General features: G+C 47.7%; 21 protein-coding genes. 11 read left to right on the top strand and 10 right to left on the bottom strand.

Annotated features, from left to right (window positions below; translation table 11 throughout):
- Positions 1-4 precede the first annotated feature (4 nt).
- Positions 5-1,288, top strand: coding sequence for a YeaH/YhbH family protein (locus tag ACO6VG_RS12890; protein ID WP_422132650.1), 1,284 nt, complete (start codon positions 5-7; stop codon positions 1,286-1,288).
- Entirely contained in the window at positions 1,281-2,891 is a 1,611-nt protein-coding gene (locus ACO6VG_RS12885; protein WP_422474254.1) for a SpoVR family protein, read from the top strand. Before ACO6VG_RS12890 ends, ACO6VG_RS12885 begins: the two co-directional genes overlap by 8 nt.
- A 19-nt stretch (positions 2,892-2,910) precedes the next feature.
- Here the strand turns inward: ACO6VG_RS12885 and ACO6VG_RS12880 are convergent, their stop codons facing one another.
- Positions 2,911-4,227, bottom strand: a complete 1,317-nt coding sequence (locus tag ACO6VG_RS12880) for an amino acid permease (RefSeq protein WP_422132648.1) — start codon at positions 4,225-4,227, stop codon at positions 2,911-2,913.
- Positions 4,228-4,577: 350 nt separating this feature from the next.
- Here ACO6VG_RS12880 and ACO6VG_RS12875 point away from each other — a divergent pair, with 350 nt between their 5' ends.
- The 3 genes from ACO6VG_RS12875 (at position 4,578) to ACO6VG_RS12865 (ending at position 7,417) form a co-directional block, all read left to right on the top strand.
- Positions 4,578-5,723, top strand: coding sequence for an FAD-dependent oxidoreductase (locus ACO6VG_RS12875; RefSeq protein WP_422474252.1), 1,146 nt, complete (start codon positions 4,578-4,580; stop codon positions 5,721-5,723).
- Positions 5,724-5,764: 41 nt separating this feature from the next.
- Positions 5,765-6,694 (top strand): sulfurtransferase, encoded by a 930-nt coding sequence (locus ACO6VG_RS12870; RefSeq protein WP_422132646.1) that lies wholly within the window; start codon positions 5,765-5,767, stop codon positions 6,692-6,694.
- Between the two features lie 426 nt (positions 6,695-7,120).
- Positions 7,121-7,417, top strand: a complete 297-nt coding sequence (locus ACO6VG_RS12865) for a cold shock domain-containing protein (protein ID WP_422132645.1) — start codon at positions 7,121-7,123, stop codon at positions 7,415-7,417.
- A 215-nt stretch (positions 7,418-7,632) separates the two neighbouring features.
- Here the strand turns inward: ACO6VG_RS12865 and ACO6VG_RS12860 are convergent, their stop codons facing one another.
- The 3 genes from ACO6VG_RS12860 to tyrS all read right to left on the bottom strand — a co-directional run bounded on the left by ACO6VG_RS12860 (position 7,633) and on the right by tyrS (position 12,967).
- Complete coding sequence (locus ACO6VG_RS12860) at positions 7,633-9,306, bottom strand: GMC family oxidoreductase (RefSeq protein ID WP_422474250.1); 1,674 nt, start codon at positions 9,304-9,306, stop codon at positions 7,633-7,635.
- Positions 9,307-9,766: 460 nt separating this feature from the next.
- Positions 9,767-11,404: a phosphoglucomutase (alpha-D-glucose-1,6-bisphosphate-dependent) gene (gene pgm, locus ACO6VG_RS12855; RefSeq protein WP_422474248.1), complete on the bottom strand. Its 1,638-nt coding sequence runs from the start codon at positions 11,402-11,404 to the stop codon at positions 9,767-9,769.
- 255 nt (positions 11,405-11,659) lie between these two features.
- Positions 11,660-12,967: a tyrosine--tRNA ligase gene (tyrS, locus tag ACO6VG_RS12850; protein ID WP_422137290.1), complete on the bottom strand. Its 1,308-nt coding sequence runs from the start codon at positions 12,965-12,967 to the stop codon at positions 11,660-11,662.
- Between the two features lie 471 nt (positions 12,968-13,438).
- Between tyrS and ACO6VG_RS12845 the strand changes: the two genes are divergently transcribed.
- Positions 13,439-14,878 carry an OapA family protein gene (locus ACO6VG_RS12845; protein WP_422474246.1) on the top strand — a complete coding sequence of 480 codons (1,440 nt, stop codon included), beginning with the start codon at positions 13,439-13,441 and terminating at the stop codon, positions 14,876-14,878.
- Between the two features lie 42 nt (positions 14,879-14,920).
- Positions 14,921-16,048, top strand: coding sequence for an anhydro-N-acetylmuramic acid kinase (locus ACO6VG_RS12840; protein ID WP_422132640.1), 1,128 nt, complete (start codon positions 14,921-14,923; stop codon positions 16,046-16,048).
- 67 nt (positions 16,049-16,115) lie between these two features.
- On the opposite strand, the gene ACO6VG_RS12835 is transcribed toward ACO6VG_RS12840, so the two are convergent.
- From ACO6VG_RS12835 to ACO6VG_RS12825, 3 genes are all read right to left on the bottom strand, one after another.
- The gene (locus ACO6VG_RS12835; protein WP_422132639.1) at positions 16,116-17,546 is read right to left on the bottom strand and encodes a hypothetical protein; all 1,431 of its coding nucleotides are present in this window, start codon (positions 17,544-17,546) and stop codon (positions 16,116-16,118) included.
- 221 nt (positions 17,547-17,767) lie between these two features.
- Positions 17,768-18,124: an iron-sulfur cluster insertion protein ErpA gene (gene erpA / locus ACO6VG_RS12830; protein ID WP_422132638.1), complete on the bottom strand. Its 357-nt coding sequence runs from the start codon at positions 18,122-18,124 to the stop codon at positions 17,768-17,770.
- A gap of 152 nt (positions 18,125-18,276) precedes the next feature.
- Positions 18,277-19,062, bottom strand: coding sequence for a DUF6776 family protein (locus ACO6VG_RS12825; protein WP_422132637.1), 786 nt, complete (start codon positions 19,060-19,062; stop codon positions 18,277-18,279).
- A 409-nt stretch (positions 19,063-19,471) separates the two neighbouring features.
- Between ACO6VG_RS12825 and ACO6VG_RS12820 the strand changes: the two genes are divergently transcribed.
- On the top strand, positions 19,472-20,104 hold the full coding sequence (locus ACO6VG_RS12820) for a CDP-alcohol phosphatidyltransferase family protein (protein WP_422137288.1): 633 nt from the start codon (positions 19,472-19,474) through the stop codon (positions 20,102-20,104).
- 9 nt (positions 20,105-20,113) lie between these two features.
- Complete coding sequence (locus ACO6VG_RS12815) at positions 20,114-20,287, top strand: hypothetical protein (RefSeq protein ID WP_422132635.1); 174 nt, start codon at positions 20,114-20,116, stop codon at positions 20,285-20,287.
- Between the two features lie 64 nt (positions 20,288-20,351).
- On the opposite strand, the gene ACO6VG_RS12810 is transcribed toward ACO6VG_RS12815, so the two are convergent.
- Positions 20,352-20,561 (bottom strand): cold-shock protein, encoded by a 210-nt coding sequence (locus ACO6VG_RS12810; RefSeq protein ID WP_034832746.1) that lies wholly within the window; start codon positions 20,559-20,561, stop codon positions 20,352-20,354.
- Between the two features lie 522 nt (positions 20,562-21,083).
- Between ACO6VG_RS12810 and ACO6VG_RS12805 the strand changes: the two genes are divergently transcribed.
- A complete protein-coding gene (locus ACO6VG_RS12805; RefSeq protein ID WP_422132634.1) occupies positions 21,084-21,596 on the top strand; it encodes a GNAT family N-acetyltransferase in 513 nt (170 codons plus the stop codon).
- Positions 21,597-21,802: 206 nt separating this feature from the next.
- On the opposite strand, the gene ACO6VG_RS12800 is transcribed toward ACO6VG_RS12805, so the two are convergent.
- Both ACO6VG_RS12800 and argC read right to left on the bottom strand, forming a co-directional pair.
- On the bottom strand, positions 21,803-22,318 hold the full coding sequence (locus tag ACO6VG_RS12800) for a TIGR00645 family protein (RefSeq protein WP_422132633.1): 516 nt from the start codon (positions 22,316-22,318) through the stop codon (positions 21,803-21,805).
- Between the two features lie 266 nt (positions 22,319-22,584).
- Positions 22,585-23,619 (bottom strand): N-acetyl-gamma-glutamyl-phosphate reductase, encoded by a 1,035-nt coding sequence (argC, locus tag ACO6VG_RS12795; RefSeq protein ID WP_422474244.1) that lies wholly within the window; start codon positions 23,617-23,619, stop codon positions 22,585-22,587.
- 382 nt (positions 23,620-24,001) lie between these two features.
- Between argC and hemJ the strand changes: the two genes are divergently transcribed.
- Positions 24,002-24,424 carry a protoporphyrinogen oxidase HemJ gene (gene hemJ, locus ACO6VG_RS12790; protein ID WP_422132631.1) on the top strand — a complete coding sequence of 141 codons (423 nt, stop codon included), beginning with the start codon at positions 24,002-24,004 and terminating at the stop codon, positions 24,422-24,424.
- The last annotated feature ends 83 nt before the right edge of the window (positions 24,425-24,507 follow it).

The raw sequence follows: 24,507 nt of genomic DNA, 5'->3' as shown, positions 1-24,507 counted from the left end.
TCCTATGAGCATAATAATTGACCGGCGCCTCAATGCGAAAAAGAAAAGTACGGTCAACCGTCAGCGTTTCCTGAGGCGCTATAAAGGTCTGGTAAAAGAGGCAGTTCAGGATGCTGTCGATCAACGCTCTATTACTGACGTTGACAGCGGCAGTGACATCAGCATTCCCAGAAAAGACGTGTCAGAACCGGTTTTTCATCATGGTCGCGGTGGCCGTGTGGAACAGGTTCATCCGGGCAACAAAGAATTCACTGCCGGCGATCGTTTCCAGCGCCCTCAGGGCGGAGCTGGTCAGGGCAGCGGTGAAGGCGAGGCCAGCAACAGCGGTTCCGGTGAAGACGATTTCATTTTTTCCATTAACCGTGAAGAGTTCCTGGAATATCTCTTTGAAGATCTCGAGCTGCCCAATCTTGTTCGCAAAGAACTCAGGGATTCCACCGACTTTAAACTGAAAAGAGCAGGTTATACGACTGCGGGCTCTCCTGACAGGTTGAACGTAGTTCGCTCCCTGAGAGCAGCTCACGCTCGTCGAATTGCTCTTTCCGGTAAAGAAAGAAAAGAGATTCGTGCCCTGAAACGTCAACTGCGTGAAATGGAAGTAAGCCCGGAAAGCAACGATGAAGTTCTGAGAAAAGAGCTGAAGGATCAGATTGCTGAGCTGAACAAAAAACTCAAGCGTCTGCCCTTTATCGACGAGTTCGATCTTAAGTTCAACAACCTGGTAAAAGTGCCGCAGCCTTCAAGCAAGGCGGTCATGTTCTGTGTTATGGACGTGTCGGGCTCTATGACCCGTGAAATCAAGGACATTGCCAAGCGCTTTTTCCTGCTGCTCTACCTGTTCCTGGAGCGCAATTACGAAAAAATTGAAGTTGTTTTCATTCGTCACCACAGTGAAGCCCGTGAGTGTAACGAGCACGACTTCTTCTATGCCCGGGAAACCGGTGGCACCGTTGTATCCTCAGCACTGACACTGACAGACGAAATAGTGACTGAGAGATATTCCCCCGGTGAGTGGAACATCTATGTAGCCCAGGCGTCTGACGGCGATAACTGGGAAGCAGACTCTGCCAAGTGCCGTAATATTATTGTCGACAAACTGTTGCCGCTGACTCAGTACTACTCCTATGTAGAAATTACTGATCGTCACCACCAGAACCTGTGGCATGAATACAAAACCATCGAAAAGAACCACGAAGGTCATTTTGCCATGCAGCAGATACGACATGCTGGAGAGATCTATCCGGTGTTCCGCAAACTGTTCGAAAAGAAGGAGGGTCAAAATGCCTGACAGGGAACGCTATGAGCAGGACACTGATCCGCATACAGCAGGGCCTTCCTCCGAAGCTGCCAGTGTTCAGAAGCCACCACGTCGTGCAGAGCCTATTTCCACAGGCTCAGAGTGGACTTTTGCACTGCTGGAAGAATACGACAGAGAACTGGCAAAGTTGGCAGCACGCTATCAACTGGACACCTACCCCAACCAGATAGAAGTCATCAGTTCCGAACAGATGCTCGATGCTTATGCTTCTGTGGGTATGCCACTCATGTACAACCACTGGAGCTTCGGTAAGCAGTTTCTCAGTAACCAGCAAAACTACCAGCGCGGACAAATGGGTCTGGCCTATGAGATTGTGATCAACTCCAATCCTTGTATTGCCTATCTGATGGAAGAAAACACCATGCCTATGCAGGCACTGGTTATCGCACACGCATGTTACGGACACAATTCTTTCTTCAAGGGTAACTATTTGTTCCGGCAGTGGACAGATGCAGACTCCATTATTGACTACCTGCTGTTCGCTAAAAACTACATTGCAGAGTGTGAAGAAAAGCACGGTGTTGACGCAGTGGAAGAGCTGCTCGATGCCTGTCACGCTCTAATGAATCAGGGTGTCAATCGCTATGAGCGCCCTCGTCCTATTTCACCAGAGGAAGAGAAAGCGCGAATCAAAGAGCGTGAAGAATACATTCAGCGCAACCTGAATGACTTGTGGCGAACCATTCCTCTTCGTGAAGAGAATGAAGTAAAGCAGACTGAGCGCTATCCAAGAGATCCGGAAGAGAACATTCTCTATTTCATAGAGAAAAACGCCCCTCTACTGGATACCTGGCAACGAGAACTCATACGGATCGTTCGCAAGGTGGCTCAATACTTCTATCCTCAGCGTCAGACTCAGGTCATGAACGAAGGTTGGGCAACCTTCTGGCACTACCACCTGATGCACGAAATGTACAACGAGGGTCACATTACAGAAGGCTTCATCATGGAGTTCCTACATTCGCACTCCAGCGTGGTGTTCCAGCCTGATTTTGATGACCCCCGTTACAGTGGCATAAATCCATACGCTCTGGGCTTTGCGATGTTTCAGGACATCCGCCGGATCTGTGAAAACCCGACAGAAGAAGATCGTCGCTGGTTCCCTGATCTGGCCGGTTCGGATTGGCTGGAAGCCGTTCACTTCGCCATGAAGAACTTTAAGGATGAAAGTTTCATCATGCAGTATCTTTCACCCAAGGTGATGAGAGATCTGAAGCTGTTCTGCATCGACGATAATGAAATCAACCCATATCTTGAAGTCAGCGCCATTCATGACGACTCCGGCTACCGAAAGGTGAGGGAATCTCTTGCCGCACAGTACAATCTGGGCAACCGTGAACCCAACATTCAGGTATACAGCGTAAACACCCGCGGTGACCGCTCCATTACCATGCGCCACTTCATGCACCGGGGTCGCCCGGTAGATTCTGACAGTACTCGTGAAATCATCAAACATATCCACAGACTGTGGGGCTTTGATGTGCATGTGGAGTCTGTTGATGAGTGGGGTGGTGTAAAAACCATTTACGGTCTGCCCAGACAGGAAAAAAATGAAGAGACCGAGGCAGCCTGAAAAAGCTCAAACAACCTCTTTATCCATTAGCCGGGTCCTCCAGAGGATCCGGTTTTTTGTTACCCCGATGCTGATACCGGTAAACTGCACCACCAAAGACAATCAACACCGTACCGTATAAAAAAACCATATAGCCAGCCCCACTGAAACCGAGAAGACAGTAACCGGACGCCAGAAGAATGATAATAAACCAGCCTGAAGTAATCCCTCCGGGTTTTCTCCGCTGAATCTGGAAGCAGGAAAGACAGGCACAGAAATAAGTCAGCAACATAATGTAAACCGCAATCAGTACGATAGACTCAAAATGCTTTTGAACTGTAGGCTCCACCGTTAACAGAAGCATTATGGACATCAGAATGGCGGTGATTAACAGGCCTTTCCAAGGTGATCCATAACGATTCAACACCCTGAATGCTTTAGGTAAAAGTCCTTCCGAAGAGGCCGTTATGGCTATCTGGGAATGCATAAGAATCCAGCCATTAAGGCTGCCAAAACAGGCAATAACAGCCATGGCACTGACCAGTTCACCGACCCGGTCACCCAGCAAATAGCTGGCTGTTACGGAGAAAGGTGCAGCACTGCTTTGCAGAATATCGTTAGGTACAATACCCATCATTGCCGTGGTGCTCAGAATATAGAAAAGAGCAGCCAGCAGAGTGCCTAATAATGTCGCACAGGGGACATCCCGCCTCGGATTTTTGGCGTGACATGCAAGGTTACAGGCTGATTCCAGACCTATAAAAGACCAGAGCGTCAACGTGATGGATTCAGACAAGATATGACTGGACGATTGTCCGGTCACATTAAAGGAGTTAATGATGTTTACCGTTTCGAACTGACTCCAGCCCAGAGTACTGACAATAATCACAGGCACCAGCATGCAGGAAGCCGTAATGATCTGGAGACGACCTAAAAGACGAATATCGGTCAAATTGATCACACTGAGGATCCAGATGACAGCAATGGCAGCCAGGGCGGTTTCCCAGGGACCATCGAGCACAGGAAAGAAATAACTGAGATAGGCCACACCACTCAGAGCCACCGCAATGTTGCCAATCCATATGGCAGCCCAGTATCCATAAACAACCTGTGACCCGATATAACGTCCCAGTCCTCCCCTGATATAAGCATAGAGACCGGAACCCTGTTTACAATCTGACCTCAATCGAACAAAAACCAGAGATAGCATTACCGCGCCAATAACCGTAACAATCCACCCCAGAAGAGTGATTGAACCATAGCTGGCCAGAGATGAAGGTAACAGAAAAATACCGGCACCCATCATATTTCCTGTTACCAGCATGGTCAGTGGCAAAAGGGATAATTTTCCAGACACCAGAGACACACCTCCATCATCAACAGCCATGAGCTGAGAGAAGTATTTTGCGTTATTCTTTGCTTGATCCTTTTCCTTTTACTTCACTCTTCACAAGTATCACTGGCATCGCGAACCAGCTTTGTTATTCCATCGGATAGTAGGATATCCATCTCAAACCGCTCATTTATCGCTGCCACGAAGTCATGACAGTTTAGACTATGAAGCATTCCAAAACGTTTTCCGGACGTTTGGAAGTACCCTTTTTTTTAAAGATCCATCCGGACAGCATCGGCAGAAAAAAGTAAAATCATAGTAAGAGCGTTCCTGACGGCAGATAAAGTGGTAAATCCAACAATTGAGAGAGCAGTATGACTAATACCATTAAGCCTACAGTTGTTCTGGCCGGAGGAGGCCATGCCCATGCACTGTTCCTGAAAAGGCTTCAGAAGAAGCAAACGCCTCCCGCTCATTTTATTCTGGTTTCTGCCAGTCGCTATACCCCTTATTCAGGCATGCTTCCTGGTGTCATTTCAGGACAATATAGTGCTGAGCAGTCCCACATTGATCTTGAGTTGCTGGCCCATGAATCAAAATGCAGATTCCTTAAAGCGACTATCTCGGGGGTAGATACCAAAGCGAATGAATTGATTTTTTTGAATGGTGACCGACTGGGGTACGACATAGTCTCCATCAATACAGGCTCTACACAAGCTCGTGTCATTGATACAAAAGACAGCATCACTATAAAGCCTATCAGGCCTTTTTTATCCTGGTTAGGACAGCCTTTGCCCGAACATATTAAGCAGAATGAAAGTTTTACTCTGGCCATTATGGGTGCCGGGGCTGCAGGTGTTGAGGTAGCAATGGCCCTTCACCAACGCTTCAAGCATCTTCACTCCCTCAAAATACATATTGTCACAGCTCAGGGTATTCTGAAGGGCTATCCGCCGAAAGTTCAAAAAATGGCCAAAGAGGAAATTGAACGAAAGCCTATTAAAATACACACTCATTTTCGGGTAACCGAAGTCAAAGATAAAACCCTGATCAGTGATCAAAATGACCGCCTGCCATATGATGCCCTGATACTGGCTACATCGGCAGCTCCCGCTCGTTGGCCTTCTGAAAGCTCGCTTGCAACCAGTCCAGAGGGATTTATCCACGTTAATCCCATGCTGCAATCCGTCAGCCATGACAATGTCTTCGCTTGTGGTGATGTCGCAGAATTCACTCACTCCAGACAGGCCAAGTCGGGAGTTTATGCGGTTCGACAGGCTCCGACCCTGTTTCAAAATATTTGTAACATCCTCGAGAAAAAAACGTTGGAACCCTACCGTCCACAGAAACAATTTCTTTCTCTGCTAAGCTGTGCAGATGGTCGAGCCATTGCATCAAGAGGCTGGTTCAGTACCAGAGGGCGTTTAATATGGCTTTGGAAAAACTGGATCGATCAACGATTTATGGCGCAGTTCCCCCTGCCCGCCTCAGGCTCCATGGAGTTCAATGGTTCCGATTGAAGCTAAACCTCACGAGAATTTTATCGGCCCGAAAGAAGCCTATGACTCTTCTGATTTTAGTGTTGTCTGTTGTGATGTCAGTGCCAGTCCATGCAAATGCGGTGCTCAGCCTTGACGACCTGGAGCAAAAGATCCGGCAGGCCAGTAACCTGCTGCTTCTGGATGTACGCCCCAAGTTTCGCTTCCTGCTGGGTCATATTCCCGGTGCTCACAATATCTGGCGCCCGGCTTTTCAGGCTGACGCAGATGATTATCCCTACTCCGGAATGAGAGCCAGCAGAGAGAAACTGTCCGAACTATTAAGCCGACTGGGTGCTACTCCAAAAACGGAGATTGTTCTCTACGATGATCAGCAAGGCATGAATGCAGCCCGTCTCTGGTGGTTACTGAAACTCTATGGTCATGATCAGGTCTCTATCCTTGATGGAGGCCTGTCGGTCTGGGAAAAGCACAAAAAAAAGCTGAATTTCAAATCGCCTCAAACACCTGAACGATCCAATTACCAGTTCACGGGGACACCTCATCCTCAATGGCTTGCTGAGATGGAACAGGTAAAGTCGATTCAAGCAAAAAAAGAGAACGTCGCCCTACTGGTGGATGTCAGAAGTTTGGATGAATTCACCGGCAAAACCATAAAGTCAGGAGCCTATCGCCATGGCCGGATTCCCGGAAGTATCTGGTTTGAATACAAGCAAACTGTCAATGAAAATGGATTCCTCGACAAAGAACGATTAAGACATTTGTTTCTGTCAGCGGGTATCACACCTGATAAAGAGATCGTTGTTTACTGTCAGTCCGGAGTCCGTTCGGCTCATACCCTTTTTGTTCTTTCCGAGATACTGGGATACAGCAGGATAAAAAACTACGACGGTTCCTGGATTGAATGGTCCTGGATGAGAGAGTTACCAGTCGTCCAGGGGCCACCCAAAAAAAACCATATAAAGTTCACAAATCCTCTGCAGCATAATTAATTCTCAAAAATACTGTCTTATCTATTCCTGAATATCAAAATGGGCTGTTATCTCGCGTCAATATGGTCTTATAATAGGTTTAGCTCTATATGGAAATGTAGGCTGTATTCTTGGCATGAAAGCTTTCTAGGAGCCTGACCGAGAATAGCGCCCGTAGCGAGGACGGCAGAAAATTGAGGATGAAAATTCGGTTTTGTGAGGAGAATAGCGAGCTATTTAACGAACAAAAGCGGATTTTCAGACCAATTTGCTGCCGCCGCAGTAGGGCAGTCTATTCTCGGTCAGGCTCCTAGCCGAGGAGACATCACCAAAAAAGAGCTCTGTGATATGGACGACGCAGAATAGACATGTGACTAAAAATAAAACAACAAGGGTTGCTGTTTCCCGGCAGTTCCTTCAATGTTAATAATGTAGGAATCGCGCTGTATGGAAGCGACCAAGAAGGAAATGGAAGCTATGCTGGAAGGTACAGTAAAGTGGTTTAACAATCCTAAGGGATATGGATTCATCCAGGCCCAGGAAGCCACTGAAAATCAAGACGTACTCATACATTACTCCGTTATCGAAATGGACGGCTTCAAGACGCTGAAAGCCGGGCAGCTTGTGCAATTTGAAATTGGTCAGGGACCCAAGGGGCTGATAGCCACTCGTGTCGTTCCTGGTGGTGGAGAAAGCGCAGACCAGAGCACACAGACTTCCCGGGAAGAATCCCTGCCAGCCTGACAGTTGGTGTCAGCCTGGCTCCAGAGTCCAGAGACGATGTCACCCGAAACTTTGCCTCGTCAAAGAGAAAGGGTGACATTAGTCTGACAGGGATTTGTAATAAAATGCACCTGTTCATCAGGTAGCAGATGCCCGGTATTTGGGAAAATGCTCGCTGAGTGCTCTGATGATCAAGGCAGAAAAATACTGTGTGTTTTACCCGCTACACGGCTCGCTCAAGAGGAATAAACAGAAATCCTGGACTGCGTCTTTTCTGTTTCCGTCACTTTTTCAAAATGAATTTTTGGCTGATTTTTGTCAAGAATCATGTCCGCTGCTTTTTCAGCGATCATCATTGCAGGCGCATTGGTATTCCCGCTGATCAGAGTTGGCATGATTGAGGCGTCAACCACCCGCAACCCTTCGAGCCCGTGAACTTTCAGACGAGTGTCGACTACAGCCATGTCATCAGCTCCCATTTTGCAAGTACCCACCGGATGATAAATGTGATTGGCATTATTTCTTATATAAGACTCAAGCTCATCATCGTCCTGTACATCCGAGCCTGGCAGATACTCCTCTCCAGCGTAGCGGGACAACTCAGACGACTGAATAATCTGTCTCACTCTTTTGATCCCTCTCACCAGACAGTCCATGTCGGCCTGTTTTTCCAGAAGATTCAGTTCAATCACGGGATTATCCGTGGGGGATGCACTGTTAAGGGATACACGACCTCGGCTATCAGGCCTGAGGATACATACATGAATCGAAAACCCGTACTGCAGATATCTTGAAAGTTTACGACCATGATCTTCCATAGCCGCTGGAATAAAATGCAATTGCAGATCAGGCCTTTCAACTTCCGGAGAGGATTTTATAAATCCGCCCGACTCTGCAAGGCTACTGGTCAGGAAACCTTCTCTTTTATAGATGTATTTCACTGCATCCCTGATAACCCTGCCCATTCCCATCGGCCTGGCAAAAGCCATTGATGATGCAGTCTTGTCATTGGCGACAACCAGAACATCAGGATGCTCCTGAAGGTTTTCACCAACACCTGGCAGTTCATGCAAACAGTCAATATTGTGGGGAGCCAGTTTATCTCTGGCTCCGATGCCTGAAAGCAGCATAATCTGCGGAGAACCATAAGCTCCAGCTGAAAGTATGACTTCTTTTCGAGCGAAGAGCTTCCTTCTGGTAACGCCTCGAACAATTTCAATCCCTATAGCCTTTTTGCCTTCAAGGATGACCCTGGCAGTATGACTTTTGGTCATGACCGTCAAATTGGGTCTATCCATGACAGGGTGCAGATAAGCAGCCGCTGAACTGCATCTTTGACCCTCTTTCTGTGTCACCTGATACCAGCCTACACCTTCCTGATCGGCACCATTAAAGTCCGGATTGTTTTTTTCTCCAACTTCTATCGCACCTTTAATAAAAGCTTCACTCAAGCAGTGTTGACTTCTGGGGTCTGCAACATTCAGCGGGCCACCGGTGCCATGAAGTTCAGAAGCACCTCTTTCCTGATTCTGGGATTTTAGAAAATAAGGCAAGACATCATTGAAAGACCAACCTTCATTCCCCAGAGCAGCCCACTGATCGTAATCTTCTCTTTGCCCTCTGATATACAGCATGGCATTGATGGAACTGCTCCCTCCAAGGGTTTTTCCCCGGGGACAGTATATATCCCGGTTATTCATGGTGGACTGAGCCTCGGCATTCAGCTGCCAGTTGTGAAAGCCATGGGGCACAGTAATTGCGGCTCCGGCAGGTATATAAATCAAGGGAGACTTGTCGCTGCCTCCTGCTTCTACCAGGCAGACCTGATGGTCAGGATTCTCAGACAGGCGGTTAGCCAGAACACAGCCTGCAGAGCCACCTCCCACAATGATGTAGTCGAACTCTGTCATATAAGTCACTTTTATTATCAGTCTTTTTCAGCTTATTGCTGCTGAATTCTTTGCCGTAAAAGCTTACTAGCTAGCCTGCCATCGCTTCAAGTTCATTTTACTTCTCTGGCATTTAGCCATAAAAAAGTCCTTGCAACTCTCCTGATATCAGGAATTTATTCATGAACATGATTATTAGATTCCAGATTTCCGAGATCTCCCTCCCGCAGAAGCCCACGGGAAGGGAGTCTGAGAGACTGTCGAAAAACGCCTAGGAGCCTGACCGAGAATAGACTGCCCTACGCGGCAACTGCTCCTGCGTTGCTCTAGCTCCTGCATCCATGCAGTCGTGCGGCGGCAGCAAATTGGTCTGAAAATCCGCTTTTGTTCGTCAAATAGCTCGCTATTCTCCTCACAAAACCGAATTTTCATCCTCAATTTTCTGCCGTCCTCGCTACGGGCGCTATTCTCGGTCAGGCTCCTAGCCGGTAACAAAAACTTCCGAAACCATAGCTTTGGCTTCTTCCTGAATTTGCTTAAGGTGGTCAAGACCGACAAAACTTTCGGTATAGATCTTATAAACTGCTTCAGTGCCAGAAGGTCTGGCAGCAAACCAGCCTTTTTCAGTAACGACCTTAAGACCACCGATGGCGGCGCCGTTTGCAGGAGCATGGGTTATTTTGGCAGTAATGGGATCACCCGCCAAAGTATCAGCTTTAACCCTATCCGGGCTCATGGCTGAGAGTACTTTCTTCTGCTCATCGGAAGCAGGAGCCTGCAGTCGTTCATAAACCGGAGAGCCATAGCGGTCTGTCAGCTCCTGGTAATGTTCACCCGGGTCTTTACCTGTAACGGCAATAATCTCAGCAGCAAGAAGAGCCAGGATAAAACCATCCTTGTCTGTGCACCAGGTGAGCCCATCACGCCGCAGGAAAGCAGCACCGGCACTTTCTTCGCCTCCAAAGGCCAGCTCGCCAGAAGCCAGACCATCGACAAACCACTTGAATCCGACAGGCACTTCCGCCACTTCTCTGCCCAAACCTTTTGCTACATGATCAATCATGGCGCTGGACACCAGAGTCTTGCCAATTTTAGCATTGCCCGACCATTGCTCACGGTGGTTGTACAGGTAATTGATCGCCACCGCCAAATAATGATTGGGGTTCAGCAGACCATGTTCACGAGTCACAATACCATGGCGATCAAAGTCTGGATCGTTACCAACAGCAATATCAAAGCGATCCCTCAATTCAATCAGCCCTGCCATGGAATAGGCTGAAGAACAATCCATACGAATCTTGCCGTCTTTATCAACATGCATAAAGGAGAAAGTAGGATCAACTTTCTTGCTGACCAGCTCAATATCAAGCCCGTAACGCCTGGCAATAGGCTCCCAATAGTGAAGGCCGGAGCCACCCAGTGGATCAACACCTATTTTTACACCCGCCCTGCGAATAGCCTCCATATCAATGACATTTTCCAGATCATCAACATAAGGTGTGACATAGTCGTATTCAGTAATAAAGCCGGATTCCATCGCCTTATTAAGCGACATCTGTTTAACACCTTCCAACCCCTGAGCAATGAGTTGATTGGCTCGATCCTGAACCCGGTTGGTGACTTCAGAACCGGCCGGACCTCCATGGGGAGGATTGTATTTGAAACCACCGTCTTCAGGAGGGTTATGGGAAGGCGTGATGACAACACCGTCCGCCCTGTCCTGATGATCCCGGTTGTAGGAGACGATGGCATGAGAAATGACCGGAGTTGGTGTATAACCTCTGCCTTCCTGGATTCGAGCCTTTATACCGTTGGCTGCCAGCACCTGAATGGCGCTGATCAATGCAGGTTCTGACAGGGCATGGGTATCCATGCCAACAAACATGGGTCCGGTAATATTATGCTCGCGACGGTATTCGCAGATCGCCTGTGTGATAGCAAGGATATGAGTTTCGTTAAAAGAGGCCTTGAAAGAAGTCCCCCTGTGTCCTGAAGTACCAAACTGGACTCGCTGCGTGGGGTTCAATGGATCGGGCTGAATAGTGTAATACTCGCTGACCAGACGGGGAATGTTGGTCAGCATATCATCTGTGGCGATTTTACCGGCTTGAGGATGCATGAAGAATTCCTGAGTGAGTGACACTGAAGCATAAAGCAAAAGCTGCTCCAGGTCAGAACACAATATGGCTTAGGTTACCCGCCCTGACTATATGAAGACAGTATCGGAAATTGCCATTGTACCGTGCCAACGATGACCCAGAAACGTCTTGCAGGCCATTCCACAAAGATTCCCTCATGAAAAGCTTTACAGAGGCTCTGAACTTAACAGAGCCTTGGAGATGTCTTCAAAGAGTTGGGAGCCAGCCACAAGCCTTTAGGTCACTTCAAAAAGGAAGTGATTTTTCTTACCCAGTTTCACCAGGAAGAACCGTCCATACATGGCATTTTCTTCAGCAAAGCACCCAGGCAGGTTCATGTTGTCGGCAGCACCGCGAGCTGCTCCATTGAAGAATACCGCATTACGACCCAGCGCATCCTTTACCTGCTTACCGCTTTTCACCATGCCAACCTCTGCAAACAGCTGGGTCATGGGATTACCTTCCAATTGATCACGTTTGATGGTTGCACTGGGCAGCCCATCCAGCTTCAACTGTTCAAGATCCGTTTCAGATAAATTGCTGATCTCTCCCGAGAACAGAGCTTCCGTAATACGTTCTGCAGCTTGCAGACCCTCTTCACCATGCACCAGAAGGGTGACCTCTCTGGCAAGAACCTGCTGGGCCTGCGGACGACCTTCACGCACTTCGTCTTCTTGCTTGATCGCTTCAATCTCTTCCTGTGACAGGAAGGTAAAAAAGCTCATAAAACGGTAAACGTCAGCGTCCGCAGTATTCATCCAGAACTGATAGAAAGCGTACTGGGAAGTCCTGGAAGGATCCAGCCAGACCGCACCGCCCTCGGTTTTACCAAACTTGGTACCATCGGACTTGGTGATCAGGGGCACAGTCAGGCCAAAGGTTCTGGCTTGATTCTGACGACGAGACAGATCAATGCCACCCACAATGTTACCCCACTGGTCACTGCCACCCACCTGAAGAGTGCAGTCATAACGACGATTCAGCTCAGCGAAGTCCATTCCCTGAAGGAGGGCGTAGGAGAACTCGGTGAAAGAGATACCGGAACCTTCACGATTCAGTCGCTGCTGAACGGATTCTTTGTTGATCATGGCATTGACGGAGAAATGTTTACCTACGTCTCGCAAAAAATCCAGAGCAGTCATCTCACCAGTCCACTCCAGATTGTTGACCACTAAAGCGGCATTCTCACCGCAGTCAAAGTCGATAAACTGGCTGACCTGTTTCTTGATCTTGTCAACCCAGCCTGCCACAACATCAGGTGTATTCAGCTGTCGCTCGGCCGCTTTGAAACTGGGATCTCCTATCAGACCCGTTGCACCACCCACCAACGCAATAGGCCTGTGCCCTGCCATCTGGAAACGTTTCAGGACCAGCAAAGGAACCAGATGTCCCAGATGCAGACTGTCTGCAGTCGGATCGAAGCCGCAATAAAGAACCCTTGGCTGTTCACTCAGATGAGCGTCCAGCTCTTCCACGGCAGTGGTCTGCGCGATAAGCTGGCGGGCCTGCAGATCTTTCAGAAGCGGATTTTGACTCTCAGACATTTACCTATCCTGCTATGAAGTCAACGAGACTGAGCGAAACCATCACGGCTCAGCCTCATGAATTAAACACTGCCGAGGCAGCTGTAGACTCAATTTAGCGGGTAAAAGTACAATAAAACGACTTAAGAACAAAGCCGGAAAAATCGGTTTAATTACATTAATTAACTTAGAGAGCGGTTTAGTTACCTTACTTTAGAAAAAACCACAAACAGAACAGGGCAGATCGGTAGCTTTCAACTAATAATATATAGAGTTTTGGGCCAGAGTCGGTTTCCTGACGCCCGCCAACAAAACATTTACAATTCGTTTATAGCTATATATCAATTCATTATGTAGCGTTTAGATATATAATTCATATATATTCTTCACAAAACTTTAACCAAACAGCTACGAGCTATTTGAAATACTGTCTGATCCGAACCATAAAAGTGGCAGGCACCTGAAACAGTAATTCAACAGTAAATACGTGCAATGACCAAACTTCCCCCCAGAGGTGCCACGCGCAAGCAACCCGGCGGCATCAAGAGTTTTCCTAAAAGACACCTGTTACTGGTAACTGGTGTCGCAGCTACGGTGATGACTGTTATTGGCTTGCTGCCGTCTCCACAAGTTGAGGCCAAACGCTCAGAAACCGAACTGCTTATTGACGAATTTCAATCTTCATCCCCCAAAGAAAAACTAAAGGAACTGGCTCTTGAGGAGAAAGCTGCGCCTGAAGAAACGGTTCCTGAAGAGACGGGAGAGCAACGTGAGGCCAGAGAAAAAGCCGAGCGACTGGCCAAGGAAGAAGCTGCTCTAGGCCCCCGAAGAAGTATCACTATCGAGTCCGGCGATAATCTCTCAACTTTGTTTGATGATATGGGTTTGAGTGCCAAAACTGTCTATGAAGTCTCCAGAACTCCGAAACTGGGCAAAAACCTGACCGATATCCTCCCCGGACAGGCGTTTGAATACCGGGTCAACAGCAAAGGAGTTCTGACCCGGCTGCGCTATGTCCAGAATAAACTTGAAAGCATCCTCTATGAAAGACAGGGGAATGGCTACGTCGGTAAGAAGATAATCCTCGAGCCTGAAGTGCGTATTGCCTTTGCTCAAGCCTCAATCAAAAACTCTCTTTTTCTGGCGAGCCAGAATGCTGGTCTGAGCGAGAAGATGACCATGGAGCTGGCGGGCATATTTGGTTGGGACATTGATTTCGCGCTGGATATTCGCAGCGGTGACAGTTTCAACGTGATGTACGAAGAAAAATATTTGGATAACGAGAAGCTGGGTGATGGCAATATACTCGCAGCAACATTTATTAACCAGGGTGAAGCCTTTACCGCCATTCGTTACACCAGCAGTCATGGTGACAGCAATTACTACTCTCCGGATGGCAAAAGTATGAAAAAGGCATTCCTGCGAACGCCTGTGAACTTCACCCGGATCAGTTCAAGCTTTAATCCTAACCGCCTTCATCCAATTTTCAAAACCAAGCGCCCTCACAACGGGACAGACTATGCAGCGCCCACTGGCACTCCCATCAAGGCAGCGGGTGATGGTAAGATTCAATTTATTGGCTGGAAGAATGGTTTTGGCAATGTTGTCTTTATCCAGCACCCTCATAATATTGTTACCGTTTATGCCCACCAGAATCGTGTAAATAAAAGATTCAAGAAAGGTAGCCAGGTTAAACAGGGACAGACCATTGGCTATGTGGGCCAGACTGGCTGGGCTACAGGCCCGCACCTTCATTACGAGTTCCGGGTCAATGGTGTTCACAGAAACCCCGTTACCGTCAAGCTGCCTAATGCCTCACCGATCCCCAAAGCCGAGAAGGCACGTTTTATGGCTTTTGCCAATAAAACCATGGCCCAGCTGGAAAAGCACGGTACAACTATGCTGGCCAGAAACGAGAAAGAGTCGAAATAACAACGATAGCCTCCAGGGAGGGCATGATGGATTATCAGAGATATGCCTGAATACTTTATCGGCCTGATGTCAGGCACCAGCCTTGATGCCATTGACGCAGTTCTGGTTGAATTTGAGGACTCGATATCCAGGCACTCACCATCAGGAAACTGTCGACAGCTGCAGGCATTATCCCATCCGCTCCCTGAAAATCTCAGAGAACAGCTTCTTGCCCTGACACTACCTGGTCCTGATGAAATTGAACGAATGGCGCTGGCTGAGCCCGCTTTTGCCCGGGAATCGGCTGATGCCGTCAGGCGACTCCTGGAACAGGCCAATGTTGATTCAAACCAGATTTCTGCCATTGGCAGCCATGGACAAACGATCCGCCACCGCCCGGAAAAAGGTTTCACTCTGCAGATTGGTGACCCTGGTCTGATTGCTGAACTATCAGGGATTACTGTTGTCGCCGACTTCAGACGTCGAGATGTTGCGGCAGGTGGACAGGGAGCTCCCCTTGTTCCTGCCTTCCATCACGCTGTTTTCAGCAACCCTGTATTGGACAGAGTGATATTGAATATTGGCGGTATGTCCAATATCAGCTTGTTACCTGCAGACCATAAGAAAGCTGTCATAGGCTTTGACACCGGTCCGGGTAACGTTCTGATCGATTATTGGTGCCAACAGCACCTCAACCAGAAATTTGATGCCAATGGCCAATGGGCCTCATCAGGAAGCGTGGATGACCAACTGCTGAATGCGATGCTGAATGACAGCTACTTTTCTGAAGTGCCGCCCAAGAGCACTGGCAGGGAACGCTTCAACCCGGGCTGGCTGGAGTCTCACCTGAGAAATTTTTCTGGCCTGCAACCTCAAAACGTGGCGGCCACACTCACTTTACTGACAGCAAAAACCATTGCCCTGGATATCTGCCAATACGCTCCCTCAGCCAAAGAACTTCTGGTTTGTGGTGGGGGTGCCAACAATAAGCAATTGATGAAACTGATTGAAGATGAGCTTGACCCTTTGTCCGTTGCAACCACAACCTCTCTGGGCATAGCACCTGAATGGGTAGAAGCAGTAGCCTTTGCCTGGCTGGCCAGACAGACACTGTCAGGAAAGCCTGGCAATCTTCCTGCCGTGACAGGAGCTGCTGGCGAACGGGTCCTTGGGGCTATATTCCCGGCTTGATAAATACCGCTGACAATGGATAAAATTGTTCGACCAGACTAAGGCTGAAGAAAAATCGTGATTTCTATTAACCTTCCGGAGCTTTCAAGAGTCGTTTTCTGGCTTCTTCAGCACCGTATTCGGCGATTAATGCCGGAGTAAGAATTTTGTTAATTTTATCGACACTACTTCTCAACTTGTCCCTGTCCTGAATAGAGGTTAACCCTTTACTCATTAAAGACCGAATAGACTTTCTAAACTTATCAAAACCATTGCTATACAGTTGCATCAGTGATCGTTCCTGTTTCATGTGAGCAGCCCACTTGAGTAGATTTGACTTCGGGGGTCTCTGACTCTTAAAGGTTTTAATCAGAGAAAACATTTGCTCATCAAGCCAAACAGAATCATTGAACAGTGGTTGAAAGTCGTAAGCATCACCGAGATTCTGAGAGACATCTTCCAACTCCAGCTCTAATTCAAGCATCTCCAGCTCAAACTCTTCATCATTAATCGATTGGTATATATTTTCGCCAGTAGATGGGTCTATGGAATCCGAACGGACTCTTTCCGGATCACTTGCATGCTGGGGTGATGATTTGAAGTTCAAACTTTTGGGGACATCGTAATCTGAAGATACTTTCAGGTCTCTGGGTATATCATAGTCTGTACTTTTCATCCGATTAACAGGCACATCATATTCTGGTTTTGCTTTCAGATTTGCAGGTACATCATATTCAGGGCTTCGCTTGCGATTAGCAGGCACATTATATTCCTGTTTTGTTTTCAGATTACCGGGTACATCATATTCAGTGCTTCTCTTCCGGTTAGCAGGGACATCGTATTCTGGTTCTTTTTTTAGTCTACCGGGTACATCATAGATATTAGCCTGTCCAGGCTTTTCATTTCCGGCAAGTGCCTCTTTGCCCTGGTTACGTGGTTTTGGCTGCGGAGCTCTACTCAGAGAGCCGCTCAAGTCCCCGCTGTTTTTTCTTCTCGTCCGAGGGGTAGGTACTGGCCTTTCTTTCACATCTGGTTGCTCTTGTTGCTTGCTCTGAACAAGCTCATCGGTCGGCTCTTTAACCTGAGGAGGCTGCCTCGGTAATGATTTACTTCTTCTGGGTGCCACTGTTGGCGCCTTCTTATTGCTGCGTCGATTCGATTCAACTTCATTCCCACTCCGCTCCTGTTGGCCGTTCACTGAAGAGGGGCTCTCTGGAGATCCAGGCGTTGGAATGGGGGCCGAAATGGATTGACCCTGCAGAGGGAGTACCTGAATGAAAATCTTGCTTTCAGCTTTCGCTGCCACTCTCGACTTCAGGTCTGTAGGAGGCTTAGGATCTGGTTGCTTACTTTTCGCTTGCTCAGTCTTCAAGGAAGGAAGCCCATGGGGGCCAGCTTTTCTGATTTTTCTCAGTATGCCTCCCAGCAGTGCTTTGACGGTAGTTTTCCAGTTATTCTTAACAGGTGAAGACGAATATAAGGGCCCATCGCTTCCCTGAGGACCTGAGAGATCTGCCATCACACACCATCCATATATGCATTAATATACCTATCAGTATAATAGCCTCTGAATTCAACGCGTTACGACGACTTTCAAGTTACGGACTACTGACGCTTCAGAGAGTACTTGTCTGACAGCATTGCCCTGCTGGCCAAACAAATGGCAGGGCTGAAAGGATGAGGGCATGAGCAGCTACTTAACAGGAATATCCGGGCGCTGGCGCCCGGCAAAAAGAGTATTCAGATAGAAAAAGAAGAACCGCAGCCACACGTGGCGGTTGCATTAGGATTTTTCACCAGGAATCGGGAGCCTTCCAGTCCCTCTTCGTAATCGACCTCAGCACCGACCAGATACTGGTAGCTCAGTGAATCCACGACCATTTCAGCTCCCTGCTTTCTGACCAGGGTATCGTCGTCTGCCAGTTGATCATCAAACTTGAAACCATACTGAAAGCCCGAACATCCACCACCAGTGACATAGACACGAAGCCTCAGGCACTTGTTATCTTCATCTTCCATGAGCCGATTGACTTTCTCAGCGGCATTATCCGTCAGTTCGATCGGGTCCGGCATTACCGTTTCAACTACTGCGCTCATTTATCCTCCCGTGCTACCTGATCGCCACAGGCAAACCCTATCTCTGTATACTCTCAGAGTCCTGCTCTTACGGTCTCTGCACGTATAACTGTATTAATATGCTGCGTCCATTATCCAAGTAACCCAGTAAAGCAGTCAACTACTCAGGCGACTTAACCACTTTCGGTCAGTCCGTTTTTCACATCGCCTTCCAGCTCTTCCTGCCAGTCCAGAATATTGGTCAGGCTTCGCACTGCACCACTTTTGACTTTAATGCTGACCATCACTTTCTCGGGCTTGAACCCGTCGGGAAGCGTCAGATTGATATAGTCACGGTTTTCAGGGAAAGACTGAAAATAACGGAACCCAAGTGCCTGGGACTTTTCCATTCCGGCCAGTTCCATCAGGGACAGAGACTCTTTCTTACCATCTTTCACCCCTTTGACAAAGACATTCAGAGTTCCTTTGAGAAACGGGTTGTCTCTGGCCACCTGAGAGACCACCATTCTGAAGCGATACTGATTTTTCTCCTCACCCTGCAGCAGATCAAATGCATAGAGCCTGATGCCTTCAGCACTGTCTTCCGGAGCAAGAATACTCTTGTAAAATGCTAGATCCTTGCTCAGCAGAGCTTTTTCATCTTCCAGATCCCGTATAACACTACGAATGCTGTTTGCCGCCTCGCGGTCCACCTTACTGGTTCTTTCCAGAATAACCAATTTCTGCCTGAGAGACTCCTCTACCCCCAACAAGTCTTGCAACTGATTCCTTAGATCTAAGCTTTCCTGCCTCAGTCTGGCTGCCTCGGTATCGGAAATCCGTCCCCCAAGATAATAAGAAAGTCCCGTAGCCAGAACAAAGGCCAATACCAGAAAAAGCCTGATTTTGCGCTCTCTGGCGGGATCATCACGCACCACCTTCATACTACCCGGCGGCTTGATAGAAAGAGAATCTGGCATCTCATTTATCCTGATAAAAAAGCGGCATAATGAACTTTCCGGGCAAAATTTATGCTTTCAGGGACAATCCCGGCAAGCTCCCGACAACCTAATGTTAAGTACCTGGCCAGTTGGTTTCGCATATTCTGGCGAGTGGATTTTTTCATCCTTCAAGGCGCAACGACGGGCGCGTAGCCATAGCTACGCAACCAGAGTTGGAACGCAGAAGGATGGAAAAAGCCGCCGTCCAGAATATGCGAAACTAACTGGTTAGGTACTTATATAAGCACCTAATCAGATACTTACAAATAGAATCCGCTGGACTATGCAAAAGCCACTTTCCCGGCTGCTTAAAACAGTAACGTTTCGACTCCTATGGCACGATCAGGGTATGATAACCGGCTGTGACTAAAGACTGCCTGAAACCCTGATGCTTGACCGCTGGACTTCTCTCTGGATCAGATCGCCTCTGAATCTTCTTGCCCGCCCACTGAAAAAAGCAGGTGTCCGGGCTGACCAGATTACTCTGACTGGTTTCCTGGTCGGATTAACAGCCCTGCCATTGCTGGCATTTGAACTCTATTTGCCTGCTCTGGTTGCCATTCTTTGCAATCGTCTGATGGATGGGCTCGACGGTGCTCTGGCAAGAATAACACAAACCTCAGATGCCGGTGGCTATCTGGATATAACCCTGGACTTCATCTTTTATTCGGCCATCGTGCTTGGCTTTGCCTTTGCCGATCCTGAAAAAAATGCCCTGATGGCCAGCCTGCTGATCTTTACTTTCGTCGGAACGGGCTCCAGCTTTCTGGGCTATGCGATTATGGCTCAGAAGAGAGGTCTCTCAGACCCTGACTTTAGCAACAAATCCTTCTATTACCTGAATGGTCTGGCAGAAGGTACAGAGACCATTGCCATTTTTGTGGTCTTCTGCCTGTTTCCCCAGTATTTCCCGATTCTGGCTGCATTTTTTGCTGTAATCTGTATCCTGACAACCATGACCAGAGTCTGGGCAGGTTACCAGACTCTCAGGCGGGCAGACGAGCTCGATACCCATCAGTGAATGATAACCATGGAATTATTGAAGATACTGTTTCTACTCTTTATTGCGCTAGCCGTAGTGGTCATGGCAACACAGCGGTTCGGCAAACCCATGAGTCGGGAGAAACAGTCAAAACTGTCAAAAATAGCCATCATACTGATTTTGATCATGCTGGTAGCCAGAATCATCAAAGAGTTCGTCTAGACGAAAGAAGGCAGCGCAAAGCGCTGCCTTTTTTGTTCACTGCCCGAAGGGTCGTGAAGAGTAATCAGTCGATTACTTCAATGTTCTCAGCCTGAGGGCCTTTGGCGCCCTGAGTCACCTCGAACTTAACACGCTGGCCTTCGACCAGAGTTTTGAAACCGGTACCGACGATAGCTCTGAAGTGAGCAAATACGTCCGGACCAGAGTCCTGGCTGATAAAGCCGTAACCTTTGGACTCGTTGAACCATTTAACTGTTCCGGTAGAAGCAGACATAATCAATTCCTGAAATTGAACAAAAATAGGGTGGTCACACAACATGACCGCTTAGCTGAAAGCGTCGCTACTACTTATGATTTATCAGGAAGATCTACAACTATGGAACTTCGAAACGCAAGACATAAATATAAGGCATAACTTAAAGCTAAGCTAATTGTATCTCAAATAGCTACAGAAGCAATGAGTACAACACGATTAAAGATATCGTGAAAATCAGCAGATACAACCCCGGCAACATTGATATAGAGACAACCTGCATGATTATTTCTCATAACCGTTACCTTGATTCCTTATTCCGCACCAAAACCTGCGACTGGAAGACCGCTATCAGAGGGCATGCAGCCTTGTAAAACAGATACCAAAATTCCCAGACAGACAGTTTTGTTGAACTTTGCTACTTATTCCCACACCCAGGCTCACACCAGCCACCTCGAGAAAAGCACCCAGCCATATAACTTGCATCGAACATTTGGGTAGAGAATACTGCAGTTTTGAAGTTATAGCAGAGAAGTAGTGATCATGAAAATAAAAATACGACATCAGGAAGACAGAGACTTACCCCACATTGCAGAAATGTTTGAATATGAGGATTTGGCAGAAAACACCTCCCAGATCCCCTATAACCACTCCGACCACTGGAAACAGCTGTTCCAATCCCGAAGCAATGAATCCGTTCAACTGATTGCAGAGGTAAATGGCAAGGTTGCAGGTCATCTCGGCATTCTTATGTCCAGCAAGCCACGTAAAAAACACGTCGCTACTTTTGGCATCAGCGTACATCCTGATTTTCAGGGACAGGGAATAGGATCAGAACTGGTTGACGAGATGATACAGCTTTGTGATCACTGGCTGAATATTGTTCGCATTGAACTGGGTGTTTTCACAGAAAACAAACAGGCAATCGCCCTGTATAAAAAGTACGGGTTTGAAATTGAAGGGACGTCGCGCTTTGACTGCTTCCGCAGAGGCCAGTACAGCAGCACCTATAAAATGGCCAGAATAAGACCGGATCTGCTGGAACAACTGTCATAACACCAAGGTCCGGGAATAATCTGCAAATCCAGAACGCTGTCCTGAGCCACCAGTATCACAGCAAGGTCTTCTGGTGCACGCTCCATCAGTCCATACTTCAGGCATTGGACAGGTTAAGAATACAAGAAGAGAAAGAATATCAGTCATAACTGGCTCACCGGAATGAGTCAGCCTGAGAACACGATTAACCTCTGAGTAAGAGAGCGTTAAAGCGAGGTATTAATCTCTTTCTCTTTTCTGTAAAGCAGGAGATCGAGCAGGCCCATAAAGAACGCTGAGGCAACAAAGGTCAGATGTATCAGCGCCGCCCACATCAACTTGTCATTTGGGATATTAACCGTATTCATAAACATTTTGAGCAAGTGGATTGAGGAGATGGCTACAATGGAGGCAGCAACCTTGGCCTTAAGTGAGCTGGTATCCATTTTACCTAACCAGCTGAGCTTCTCAGAACTCTCATCCAGGTCTATTTTAGAAACAAAATTTTCATAACCGGCATACATAACCATAACGATCAGGCCCCCAACCAGAGCTAAATCAACTAGCGTAAGCACCTTGAGTATTACCTGCGTCTCATTCATATTAGAAACGTCGAGCAGCAGGTTAGTAACACTCTGAAAAAACTCAATCAATAAAGCGATCAGGACAAGACTCAAGCCGATGTAAATTGGCGCAAGAAGCCAACGGACAGAATAGAGCAGCTTTTCAAACAGTTTTTCCATGGATATGCCAGATCAGTCGGTAGATCATTAAAGGTCGCAGAATATAGCACAATTATTCTAAGCGAAATTACAAAAGTCGTAATGATTTGCGAACCGAGCAGTGCCGACGCATGAAAGACTTGAAGAAGCCATTACCCAGTATACTTGCTCTTTTGATGTCTACCCCTCAAGCGGAAGTGTCCTTTGACCAAAAATAACGCTCAGTCTATGCAACCTGCCAGGCAAGGATGGAGCATCGACAACCAGAACAGGCTCACAAAAAAATATCAAGGCATCAAAGCAGGCGCATCAAGGCCTGCTGTTTCATTCAGTTCGCACATGATATTCATGTTCTGAATGGCCTGACCTGCCGCCCCCTTCACCAGATTATCTATGACCGACAGAATAACTACGGTATCGCCGTCCAGAGGACGATGAACGGAAATGCGGCACTGATTACAGGATTTGACTGAACGGGTTTCCGGATGACTGCCTGCAGGCAAAACATCAACAAAAGGTTCATGACTGAACTTGTTTTCATACAACGCCTGAAGATCAATGGAGTGATCTTTTACCGAAACATAGGACGTTGCATGAATCCCCCTGATCATGGGGACAAGGTGGGGCACAAAAACCAGCTCGCCCCTGTAACCCTGCCCTCCCATTCTGCCTATTCCCTGTCTGATTTCTGGCAGGTGTCTGTGGCCTGGCACACCGTACGCCTTGAATGACTCCGAAACTTCGCACAACAAACTGGCCACTTTGGCTTCACGACCAGCGCCGCTGACTCCTGACTTGGCATCTATAATAACACTGCCTTCTACCAGAGCATTTTCCATCAATGGCAACAGACCCAGCTGTGCAGCTGTCGGATAACAGCCCGGATTAGCCACCAACTGCGCAGTTTTAATGGACTCCCGATTCATTTCTGGCAAACCATAGACCGCTTCTGCCAGCAGTTCGGGACAGGCATGATCAATACCATACCATTGCTTCCAGTCAGTAGCACTGGCCAGACGAAAATCAGCAGCCAGATCCACGACTTTCACACCTTTGTCCAACAGTTTGGGCACGGAATTCATGGCAATTCCGTTGGGCGTTGCGAAGAACACAAGATCACAGGTGGCCAAGACATCATCGTCTGGCTGTGAATAGACAATATCCATCTTGCCTCTAAGCCCTGAATATAGCTCACTGACGGGCTTGCCTGCCTCTTTTCTTGAAGTAATCACCGTTACTTCAACGTCGGGATGAATCGCCAAAAGACGCAGCAACTCTGCTCCGGTATAGCCGGTACCACCAACAATGCCTACCTTGATCATGGATACAACGCCTTAAAAATAGAATATTTATTTAAAATAATAGAATAAATATTTATAAAAGCTCTTTCAAGACTCGCTTCTGCAAATATTCTTTGTGACACTCCCCGCCTTGTCGAGGGTTTACGGCGATTTGCTAAAAGATGATGCTATTTGGCCCAAGACTACGATAAATATCTCGCAAGCTCTCACCAGCATGCAAAGACTGTTTAAGACAGCGAGTCACTCTAACAGCAGGGTTTCAACAAAACAACGTTCATAACACAACCTAGCCGGTTTACAATACTCAGGAATTCACTCACCCTTGCACCCGGATATCGAACTCTGGCGTCTTTTCCGCTACTCTCTATCCGCTATCAGTAATCAAAAATCAAGGATCTCGCGCATGCTCTGGGTTAAAGCCTTTCATATTATCGCCATGGTCTGTTGGTTTGCAGCCCTTTTCTACCTGCCAAGACTCTTTGTTTATCACGCCATGAGCGAAGATCAGGTCAGTAATGAACGATTCAAGATCATGGAGCGCAAGCTTTACCGTGGGATTGCCCTGCCGTCCATGATCGCCACTCTGGTGCTGGGTATCTGGTTACTCCGTTTCAACCCGTCCTATTATATGAGCAGTGGCTGGATGCACGCCAAGCTGGCATTGGTGGTTCTGCTGATTGGCTATCACCACATGTGTGGCGCGTTCCTGAAAAAGTTTGCCAATGATGCCAACACTAAGTCAGACAAATTCTACCGTATTTTTAATGAAGTGCCGGTTCTGCTTCTGGTGGCTATTGTAATTCTGGTTGTAGTCCGTCCCTTCTAAGGATTAACAACCTTGCGTTTCCGGCATATCTGCCGATAAGACGCCCTGAGTGGTGACACCCCGAACAGGTGTTTCCAAAGCTC

It is taken from the genome of Endozoicomonas sp. ALB032 (assembly GCF_049310125.1).
Lineage (GTDB): Bacteria > Pseudomonadota > Gammaproteobacteria > Pseudomonadales > Endozoicomonadaceae > Endozoicomonas_A.
This window is presented reverse-complemented; position numbering and strand designations above follow the sequence as displayed.